This window comes from Streptomyces sp. NPDC127097, from assembly GCF_042724075.1.
Taxonomy (GTDB): domain Bacteria; phylum Actinomycetota; class Actinomycetes; order Streptomycetales; family Streptomycetaceae; genus Streptomyces.
The window spans coordinates 25,082-34,772 of sequence record NZ_JBHXFI010000071.1; the positions used below are offsets into that span (position 1 = coordinate 25,082).

Below are 9,691 nucleotides of genomic sequence, written 5' to 3' on the forward strand. Positions count from 1 at the left end.
CCGGTCAGGTCTGCTGCTTCGCGGGCTCCCTGGTGATCCACGGGTCCTTGGTCTCGCCGAGGATGACCTGCTGGTCGTCCCACTTGCCGAACCGCGGATTGACGTCGATCCCCATGGACCGGGAGGTCTTGGCCAGCGCGCGAGCGAGCTTCTGCTGACCCTGCGGCGCGCGGCGGTCCGCGTGCAGATGCTCGGCGACGCCGTCGAGCAGCAGCTGATTGCGGACCATGGCATCGATCTCGTCCGGGGCGACACCCTGCTGAAGCCACATCGCCTTCAGCCGCTCGGCACTGCCGGCCTGCTTCTCGGCCCGGCCCCGCCACTTCTGGATGTCACCACGGCTGACCGTCACCCCGGCGTCCTTCGCACCGCGCGCCAGCACCTCGTCGAAGATCATGCCGTTGAGCGTGGCCAGGCTCAGCCGCCCGGTGCTCATGATGAGCTGCCCGCCCTGCGGGGACTCGGCCTGGGCGTCGCGCACGTCCTTCACCTTCGCCTGCAACTGCGAGACGGTGATCCGCTTCCCGTCCACGATGGCCGCGGCACCGGGATGGGCATCGTTGCCACAGGCGGCCAGCAACGGGGTCGCGGCCAGCAGAGCGGCGGCGGCGGAAACGGAGAGCGCTGTCCTTCGGCGGAACACATGGCCTCCCGGCAGATCGTGCGACGGAGTCTCGACCTTGATTGATCGATGCTATGGAGTCGGCGTGGCCCAGGCCACTGCTTCGGCCAACGATCTGGGGTGCGGACGGTTCCGCTGCCACGGCCGCGCTGCGGCGGGAACCCATTGAGAGGCGCGCCCGGCGGCCGTGGGCTCGCCGACCTGCTCCCGCTGGGCGTGCCCGGCCGGGCTGTGACCTCACCACACGTCGTCTGCCGCGATCCGTTCCGCCCGGGTCCGTGAAACGGTCAGTGCCGCCGGTTCCTCCACCGGCCACTCCCGGCTCCCTGGTCCCCGTAAGTAGATGACGCCCTTCCGGATGTCCGTCACGACGGCCAGACGTCCCGGGGCGTATTCGACCTCGTCGCCGACTTCCGGGCGCTGTCCAGGGCTCACTGCGCGGTCTCGATCATGTCCAGGCCGGTCGTCCACTCGACGCCGCCGCCCTCTGGCGAGAGCCAAGCCACAGGCGGTGTGTCCGGGACCTTGAGGACCGGGTCAAGACTGCCGCGCTGCACGTCGGGGGCGAGAGCGCGGAAGACCCCGATCCGGTCACCGTGGGCGTGGTCGATCACCCGTTGGCCGAGCAGAGGGTGCGACCAGTGCCCCAGGCCGAGCGATCGGTGCTGCAACGTCGACTTCATCGGATGGTCCTTTCCCGAGCGTCTTGAGACGAGACGGTCCGTGACCGGAGGTGGCACCGGACCGCGAAGCCGCCGCAGCGTCCGAAAGCCGATGGGATTTCCGTAAGCACCGGAGAAGCGCGGGCAGCTTCGCTCAGCCAACGCGGTGGCAAGAGGACGCGGTTAGTGCGCTACAGCAGGCTTCCGGCGGCACCCCTAGGGCGATTTGACCACCTATTGGCCTGACTGCCAGGTGTGCCGGGGCCTACCGTGCGGGCATGGACACCACGCGGAATCAAGCGCTCACAGCGTGGATGGCTGAACACGGCTACAGCTCCAACACACTGGCTGACGCGGTTAATCGGGCCGTCGGTAACCTCACGGGCCGAACCGGAGGGCTGGACGGGTCATCGGTACGGGACTGGAAGGCGGGACGGGTCCGCTGGCCGAAGTCCGCCACCCGGGCGGCCCTGGAGAAGGTGACCGGCGTACCGGTCACAGCCTTGGGGTTCGTGCCCCGGGGCCGCGCCGCACCCGCCCCGGCACCATCGCAGGAGGACCCCGTGAACCGCCGCAATTTCCTCACCGCCACCGCGGCTTCCGCCGTCGCGCCCCCCGCCTCCGCCGCACCCCACCGCATCGGCATGTCTGACGTCGCCCGGCTTCAGCGGAAGTTCGCCACTGTTGTGGCCGGGGACCACCAGCACGGGGGCGTGCGCGGCATTGAGACCCGTGCACTCGAACTGGCCGCCGAAGCCTTGGATCTTCAGGACCGTGGGTCGGCTGGTCAGCGCGTACGCAGTCAGCTCTACGCCGTGGCTGCCGCCTTCACCTCCAGCGCGATGTGGGCAGCGATCGACGGGCGCCGCTTCGATGCGGCACAACGGCACCACGACAGGGCCTCCCGCCTGGCAGGAATGTCCGGCGACCAGGCGATCCAGTTTCGGATCTGGTCGCACGCAGGAACTCTGTACCGGCATCTGCGCCGCCCATCGGACGCACTCGCGGCCAACGACGTGGCGCGAAGCCTCTCCGTTGCCCGGCGTGATCCGCTCTTTGGCTCCCTGGGGCACGCCCGGCATGCCGCCATCCACGGCACGACCGACGACCGGCAGGCGGTGCGCCGGTCACTCGATCATGCGCAGGAAGCACTCGACCGGGCGGAAGATGCCGCGCCTCGCCCGGTATGGATCAAAGCCTTCTATGGTCAGTCCGAGTTGGACAGCCTCGCCCTCGCCGCGCACCTCGCCCTCGGTGACTGGAGCACGGCGGAAGCACACGCCCATCGCAGCCTGGCAGCGCTCCGTGCCCACATGCACCGGTCTCGCGCGATCACCACGGCACGACTTGCCCGCGCCCAGCTCGGACAAGGAGATCTCGAACCTGCCGTATCCACAGCCATGAGCATCCCTCTCGCCGCCGTTCACCACCCCCGCATTTCCGGGATGCTCCGCGCTTTCGGCGCCTGTCTGCACGAGTGCGCGCCGCGTAGCCCACACACCCACGCATGGACGCAGTACGAGCGAGAGGCCCCGGCATGACTGCACCCGTCAAGCTTCAGCGCTACACGGCTTTGCCGCACTCCCGGCAGAAGCTCATCGACCTGTACACGGACGTACGGGCCGAGCTGCTGCATCTGCCGAACTACCGCGTCGACGTGTTCGCCGAGCGTCTCGACCGCCATGCCGCCGAACCCGGCTGGCAAAGCGTCATCGCCTATGCGGGCGATGACCCCGTCGGCTATGTCTACGCCAACACCATCGAACCCGATGACCGCTGGTGGGCCCGGATGACCACACCTGTCCCCACGCTCTACACAGCCGCTCCCGCAGTTGCGGTAAAGGAGATCGGGGTAACAACGCAGTGGAGGGGAAAAGGAGTTGCCCGCCACATCCACGATGAGCTGCTGGCCACGCGGAGCGAACCGTACGCGACCCTCATGGTGAACCCGGCCGCAGGCGAGGGAAGGGTTCAGCGGCTCTATGAGGGATGGGGGTACACAGTCATCGGAGAGGTGCAGCCGTCGCCGGAATCACCGGTCCTTGCCTGCATGGCCCGCCCGGTGCGCGACGCCGCAAGGTAGCCGACCGGGCCAACCACTCCACTCTCATCTGCCTTCACGACCCGGCTTCCCGCGGCGAAATGGCCTTCACGCCTGCACCCTCCCCAGCCAATACAACGTCCTCCGCAGCTCCTCCGGGAACGGGTGGTGGGGCCCGTGGAGGCGTTCGGCGTCGTAGAGGAGGCGGGTGAGGGTTTCGTGGGCGGCGCCGCGTTCACCCTGGGCCAGGAGCAGGTGGCCTATGGAGCGGCGGATTTCCAGGGGGCGTACGGGGTCGTCGGCGTAGTGCTCGAAGTAGGGGAGGAGGGCGCGGTACTCCTCCAGGGCCTGGGCGACCTCGCCGAGTTGTTCCAGGCACTGGGCGGCCTCGTAGTGGAACTGGAGGGCCTGGCGGGTGGCGCCGGCGCCCGATTCCTGGCCGAACTCCTCGGCCAGCAGGCGGAGTTCGGGCAGGGCGCGGCGGTACTGGCCGTCGTCCATGAGGGTGGCGGCGTACTGCTTGCGCAGGGTGCGGACGACCGGGGAGTGGGCGCCGTGCCGTTCAGCGGCGGCCGGCAGGATGCCGCCGAGGATGTCCACGGCGTGGGTGATCCGGCCCTGGTCGAGCAGGCTCTTGACCTCGTCGACGGCGGCGGCGACGTCCGGTCCGGAGGTGGCGGCGGGTGCGGGGGCGGGAGCAGGCGGAGCGGTGGAGGGGGCCGGGGTGTGGGGGACGGCTGCGGAGGTCCAGGCGCCGGGGCGGGAGGTGCCCGGGGCGGCGGGGACGGCGGAGGTGCGGGGGTCCGGGGCCGGGTGCGGGGTCGCGGCCCGGCGGGAGGAGCTGCCTTGGCGGGGTACGAGACCCGGCCCGGTGGGAGGCGGGGACACCGGTACTTGTGGGGTGGAGAGGGCGGTCGGTGTCGGGGCGGCGGCCGGCGAGCCGGCGGAGCGGGTCGGCCAGGGGGCGTGGGGCTGGCGGAAGGGCCGGGTGGGGTCCATGGGGGCGAGCGGGGCGGGCGGGGACTGGGCGGCCTGCGGGCCGGTGGTGGCGGTGGGCAGGAGCGGGGCCAGGGCCTGGTAGACCTCTTGGGCGTCGGCGGGGCGGGCCTGGGGGTCCTTGCGGAGGAGGCGGAGGACGAGGGCTTCGAGGGCCTCGGGGACGTCGGGGCGCAGGGTGCGTACCGGGACGGGCTCCTCGTGGAGGTGACGGTGGAGCACGCCGAGCGCCGTGGAGCCGGCGAACGGGACCTCGCCGCTGAGGAGTTCGTGGAGCAGGACCCCGAGGGCGTAGAGGTCGGTGTGCGGGCCGACCGCACCGCCCATCGCCTGCTCGGGCGCCATGTAGGCGGGGCTGCCGATGGGGGAGCCGGTGTGGGTGAGACGGGTGGTGTCGGTGTCCAGGGCGGAGGCGATGCCCAGGTCGAGGATGACCACGGAGCCGTCCGGCCGGATCATGACATTGCGGGGCTTGAGGTCGCGGTGGACGATCGGGACGGCATGGACGGACGCCAGTACGGCGCAGAGCTGGGCGGCGACGGAGACCGCCCAGGGCCAGGGGTAGGGGTCGTGCTCGGCGAGATGGTCGGAGAGGTCGGCGCCCTCGACGTACTGCATGACGAGGTAGAGGTCCTCGTCGTCGCTGCCCGCGTCATGGACGGTGACCAGCCCGGGGTGGTCGACCTGTGCGGTGACCCGGCATTCGCGGACGAAGCGGCGGCGCATCTCCTCGCCGTCCGGGGTGCCCGCCACCCGGTCGGGGCGCAGCAGTTTGACGCCGACCCGGCGGTCCAGACGGCGGTCGTAGCCGATCCAGACCTGGCCCATCCCGCCCTGGCCGAGCAGTGCGGAGAGTTCGTAACGCCCGCCGATGACCCGGCCGTTCACCGGCCCTCCTCCTTGCGGAGGAAGTCGCTGAGCTCATCGAGTTCGGCCCGCACCCGGTCGATGCGCTGCGGTGGCTGGGGCCGGTCCGGGGACGCGGCATACGGGCCCGCGGGCGGCGGCGGGTTGGGCGGTGCGGCCGGTCCCCCTGGCTGGGGCAGCCGGGTCTCGGTCAGGGCGTACGGGTTGACGGGGGTGGCGCCGCCCGGTGCGGCGTACGGGTGGAGCCCGGGGGCGTGCTGCGGGACCGCCGGACCGTACGGGTGCGGCGCCGCCCCGGCGGCCGGCCCCCCGGCCGGATAGCCCGCCGGTCCGGCACCGTAGGCGGCTCCGAAGCCCGGCAGCTGCCCGGACGGCGGCCCGTACGGCTGGCCGGCCGGCCGTGCCGCCCGCAGGTCGACCACGAGGTAGTAGGCCACGGCGCCGGCCATCTGGAGCATGATCACGGCGACCGCGACGTCCGTGTGCCAGTCCGTGTCGGGGTAGCCCCCGGACCACATGATGGTGGCGGCGAGCAGGGCCACATCGGCGCCGAACAGCCACCACCCCAGCGGCTTGCGCTGGACGAGCGCGGCCCGCAGCAGCGTGGCCCAGGACAGAAAGCCCAGGCTGAGCACCCCGACGGCCACGAAGAGCACCCGCAGCAGAACGACCGTGCCCGGCGCCGGGGGACGGAACGGCGGAGGGGCCGGGGCGGGGCCGTGCATTGCTGCTCCTGACGGATCGTTCGTGGCGGGCGGGGGCGGCGTCGTGGCGGCCCGCGGCGCCACCCCCTGGCGCGGGCGGGCCCGGCTGCGCATACGTGCTTGCGAGCGTATATACGACGCCGACCGCGCGTGCGAGGTTGTACGGATTGGACGATCGGATCTGCGGGGCCGGGGCCAGGCCGCCCGGCCGGCCCTCCGCGGCCCGTTCGAGCCGGTCCGGCGCCACCGAGCCCTCCGTCAGCCCAACGCCTCCCGGCCGCCGGACGGTCCCACGCCTCCCGGCCCCCGACAACCCGGCGCCGCCCAACCCCCCATCAACCCAACGCCCTCCGGCCCTCCATCAGTCCGGCGCCACCGACCCCTCCGTCAGCCCGTCGTGCAGCCCCTGGATCAGTTGCTCGCCGAGCCGGGACGCCAGTCGCAACGCGCCTTCGAAGTCGGCCAGTTCGCGGAAGCGCTGCCCGTAGCGGCGCTGTTCGGCGAGTGGCAGACGGGGCAGGTGCAGCCGGCGGACGTCGAGCCGGGTGGCGGTGGAGGCGTAGCTGCTGGCCTGGCGGGTGTTGGCGGTGCCGCGCAGGAAGCCGGCCAGGAACCACGGGTCGAGGGCGGCCGGGTCGGGCCGCAGCAGGGTGAGGTTGCGGCCGAGGGCGGCCCCGGCGGTGGCCTCGTCGACGACCCGGGCGACGGCGCCGCCGCCGAGGACCGGGACGACCACATCGCCCTCGCGGAGCAGCACCGCCTCCTCCGCGGGCCCGGAGGCGGGCGCTTCGGGGAGGGCGCCGGACGGGGCGCCGCCGCCGAGCACGTCATGGTCGGTGAGTACCGCGGGCGCTTCCCCGGGCTCCCGGCCGCCCTCGGGCGGGGTGGCGCCCATGAGCAGGGTGCCCCCGCTCGTCGCCGCGGTGCCGGCGCCGCCCGCGCGCAGCACCAGGGCGCCGGAACGGGCGAGTTCGCCGACGGTGGTCAGCGGCCGGCGGGCGGTGGCGGCGGGGTCCGGGACGGTGTCGCCGGGCGCGGGCCGCGGGGTGAGCTCCGTCGTACGGGCGAGGGTGGCGGTCAGCCGCTCGCGGACCCGGGCGAGTTCGGCGGGGCCGCCGGCCGCCGCGGGCGGCGGGAGGTGCCGGGCCGGGGCGAGATCGACATCGTCGTCGAGGAGGTCGATGGCGGCCAGCGACCGGCGCACGCCGGGCTGTTCCTCGATGCCGCCCTCGCGGTCGAAGGTCTGCCATGCCTCGACGGCGGTGGTGTGCACGCTCTGCCAGTCGGGCCGGTCGCGGCCGGCGGGGGCGCCGGTGGCGAGGTCGGCGGTGTCGACGACGAGGAGGTGGGGGGCCGGTGGCTGGCCGCCGGGCTTGCGCAGCACCCACAGGTGCAGCGGGACGCCGTTGGGCGGGGCGGCGCCGGCGGGCAGGGCGATGACGGCACGCAGGGCGCCGCGGCGCAGCAGGTCGGCGCGGATCCGGCGGCCGGAGCGGCGGGAGGCGGCGGCGGGCGGCATGAGGAGGACGGCGGTGCCGCCCGGCCGGAGCCGGGCCAGCGCGTGCTGCACCCAGGCCAGTTCGGATTCGGTACGGGCCGGGAAGCCGTACTCCCACCGGGGGTCGTAGGCGAGTTCGTCATGGCCCCAGTTCCGCTCGTTGAACGGCGGGTGCACCAGGACGGCGTCGGCGGCGAGGTCCGGGAAGGCATCGGCGCGCAGGGTGTCGGCGGCGCGGACCCGGACCGGGGCGCCGGGGGCGCTCAGGGCGAGGCGGAGCGCGGTGAGCGCGGCGAGGTCGGGGTCGGCTTCCTGGCCGTGCAGGGTGACGGGGGCGTCGGGGGCGCCGGGGGCGCCGGCCTGCGAGGCGGTGGTGCCCGCACCGTCCGTTCCGTCAGCGGTCTCCTGCCCGGTGGGGTCCTGCCCGCCGCGGTCCTGCCCGGCGCGCTCCTGGGCGGCGGCCAGCAGCGCGCCGGCGCCGCAGGCCGGGTCGAGGACGCTGCCCAACGGTCCGGCCGACGCGGCCAGTTCGGCCATCAGGGCGGCCGGTCCCGGCGGGGTGAGGGTGTACTGCCGGGGGTTGGCGTCCAGGTGACGGCCGAGCAGGAAGGTGTACGCCTGGGGGGCGCCGTCCGCCGCCGCGAGGTCACCGGCGGCCCGCACCAGCGCGGCGGACGGGGCGAGCGCCTCGCGGGTCAGTCCGCGTACGGGGTGCTCCGGGCCGAGCCGGGCAGCGAGGACGGCGTCCAGCATCGCGGGGAGCACACCGGTCAGTTCGGCGTCGTCGGCGGCGGTGCGCAGCTGCTGCCAGACCGCGGGCCGCTCATGGACCAGCAGCAGGACGGCACCGGCCTGGCGCAGCGCGGTCGCGGTGCCGGCCGGGTGCCCGACGAGCTGCTGCCAGACCCGTTCACGGAGCGGGACCTCGGCGAGTTTGCCCTGGTCGCGCAGCCATTGCTCGATGTCGCGGAGGGCGAAGGCGGGGCTGGTCTCGGTGCCGCCGACCGGCTTGGGGAAGTCCGCGTGCCGGCGCCGCCAGTTGCTGACCGCGGCCCGGCCGACCCCGGCGAGCCGGGCGATACCGGCGGCGGTCACCTCGGCGGTGCCGGCGGCGGTCACCTCGGCCGTACCGCCCGTCGCGTTGTCCGGTGATGCGTTGTCCGGCACCTGGCTGACTCCCATCCGTGGCCCCCGACCGCTGTGTCGGCAAGCATACCCAGCAGCGATATACCTGCCCCTTCACAGCGTGAACTACTCAGCTTCCATCATTCATGTTGACTCGGTTCACACCCTCTGCTGTTATTGACCCATCGCTTCGGCAGCAATCGATTCTTGAGCGCCCGGAAGGGGCCCCTTCGCATGTCTCAGCAGATGCACTACCAGCCCGCACCACAGGGGCCCACCGGCGCTCCGGCCCCCCAGGCGGCCCGCAACGGGCTCGGTGTCGCCGCCCTGATCCTCGGCATCATCGGCGCGCTCAGCGGCATCCCGATGATCCTGTTCTGGCTCGCCGGACCGCTCGGCGTGCTCGCCCTGATCTTCGGTCTGGTGGGCCTCAGCCGCGCCAAGAAGGGCCAGGCCACGAACAAGGGCGTGGCGGTGACCGGCACGATCCTGGGCGCCCTCGCGCTCGTCCTGGCGGTCGTCGGCGTCATCGTCACCGTGCTGGCCGTCAACAAGGCGGTCGACGAGGTGCACAAGCAGGTGGAGCAGAGCTCCGGCCAGCCGAAGAACGGCTCCGGCCAGAGCGCCGAGGACCTCGGCCCGGGCGAGACGGCGAAGTACAACAACGGCGTGCAGGTGTCCGTCTCCAAGGCGGCGCCCTACACCGTCGACCCGAGCACCGTCGTCAGCGGCCACACCCAGGGCAACAAGGCTTACAAGCTCACCGTCACGATCAAGAACACCGGCAGCAAGGCGTTCGACAAGCCCCTCGTCCAGACCAAGGCCCGGGCCAACGGCAAGGAGGCCGAGGAGGTCGACGACGACAAGCACGGCATCCTGCACCACGACTTCGGCAACGAGATCGGCCCCGGCGAGACCGCCAGCGTCGAGATGGTCTTCGACGCACCGCCGAGCGCCAAGCAGCTCGACGTCGAGGTCACTCCGGACCTGCTGCTCGACTCGTCGAGCTGGAAGCTGGCCCTCTGAGCCACCGGCTCCCCGCCCCGCTCCGGACCCCGGCCCGGCACCGCGAGCCCGCCGGGCCCGGCCGGCGGCCGTGCCACCCCGGGGACGCACCCCCCCAGGGACACGGCTGAACCCCAGCCCGCCCCGCCGGCGCAGCGCCGCGGCCACCCG

8 protein-coding genes are annotated in these 9,691 nt (G+C 73.2%); 3 read left to right on the forward strand and 5 right to left on the reverse strand.

The genetic code is table 11. The features are described 5' to 3' along the window. Positions 1-4 precede the first annotated feature (4 nt). Complete coding sequence (locus ACFWJW_RS33685; protein ID WP_387248301.1) at positions 5-643, reverse strand: SurA N-terminal domain-containing protein; 639 nt, start codon at positions 641-643, stop codon at positions 5-7. A 410-nt stretch (positions 644-1,053) separates the two neighbouring features. Then, positions 1,054-1,305 (reverse strand): hypothetical protein, encoded by a 252-nt coding sequence (locus ACFWJW_RS33690; RefSeq protein ID WP_387248304.1) that lies wholly within the window; start codon positions 1,303-1,305, stop codon positions 1,054-1,056. Positions 1,306-1,562: 257 nt separating this feature from the next. Here ACFWJW_RS33690 and ACFWJW_RS33695 point away from each other — a divergent pair, with 257 nt between their 5' ends. Together ACFWJW_RS33695 and ACFWJW_RS33700 are read left to right on the forward strand one after the other, a co-directional pair. After that, a complete protein-coding gene (locus ACFWJW_RS33695; RefSeq protein ID WP_387248306.1) occupies positions 1,563-2,825 on the forward strand; it encodes a hypothetical protein in 1,263 nt (420 codons plus the stop codon). Continuing rightward, positions 2,822-3,367 (forward strand): GNAT family N-acetyltransferase, encoded by a 546-nt coding sequence (locus tag ACFWJW_RS33700; RefSeq protein ID WP_387248309.1) that lies wholly within the window; start codon positions 2,822-2,824, stop codon positions 3,365-3,367. The genes ACFWJW_RS33695 and ACFWJW_RS33700 overlap by 4 nt, the downstream gene beginning before the upstream one ends. A 66-nt stretch (positions 3,368-3,433) precedes the next feature. Here ACFWJW_RS33700 and ACFWJW_RS33705 read toward each other — a convergent pair whose 3' ends face one another. The 3 genes from ACFWJW_RS33705 to ACFWJW_RS33715 form a co-directional block, all read right to left on the reverse strand. Continuing rightward, a complete protein-coding gene (locus tag ACFWJW_RS33705) occupies positions 3,434-5,209 on the reverse strand; it encodes a protein kinase (protein WP_387248312.1) in 1,776 nt (591 codons plus the stop codon). Then, entirely contained in the window at positions 5,206-5,913 is a 708-nt protein-coding gene (locus ACFWJW_RS33710; RefSeq protein ID WP_387248315.1) for a hypothetical protein, read from the reverse strand. The genes ACFWJW_RS33705 and ACFWJW_RS33710 overlap by 4 nt, the downstream gene beginning before the upstream one ends. Positions 5,914-6,253: 340 nt before the next feature. Beyond that, complete coding sequence (locus ACFWJW_RS33715; RefSeq protein ID WP_387248318.1) at positions 6,254-8,557, reverse strand: N-6 DNA methylase; 2,304 nt, start codon at positions 8,555-8,557, stop codon at positions 6,254-6,256. Between the two features lie 192 nt (positions 8,558-8,749). Here ACFWJW_RS33715 and ACFWJW_RS33720 point away from each other — a divergent pair, with 192 nt between their 5' ends. Further along, positions 8,750-9,541 (forward strand): DUF4190 domain-containing protein, encoded by a 792-nt coding sequence (locus ACFWJW_RS33720; protein ID WP_387248321.1) that lies wholly within the window; start codon positions 8,750-8,752, stop codon positions 9,539-9,541. The last annotated feature ends 150 nt before the right edge of the window (positions 9,542-9,691 follow it).

Bases quoted from the DNA above. Each gene is read 5' to 3' on its own strand.
- ACFWJW_RS33690 (WP_387248304.1), bottom strand. From the start codon at position 1,305: ATGAAGTCGACGTTGCAGCACCGATCGCTCGGCCTGGGGCACTGGTCG.
- ACFWJW_RS33695 (WP_387248306.1), top strand. From the start codon at position 1,563: ATGGACACCACGCGGAATCAAGCGCTCACAGCGTGGATGGCTGAACAC.
- ACFWJW_RS33700 (WP_387248309.1), top strand. From the start codon at position 2,822: ATGACTGCACCCGTCAAGCTTCAGCGCTACACGGCTTTGCCGCACTCC.
- ACFWJW_RS33710 (WP_387248315.1), bottom strand. From the start codon at position 5,913: ATGCACGGCCCCGCCCCGGCCCCTCCGCCGTTCCGTCCCCCGGCGCCG.
- ACFWJW_RS33720 (WP_387248321.1), top strand. From the start codon at position 8,750: ATGTCTCAGCAGATGCACTACCAGCCCGCACCACAGGGGCCCACCGGC.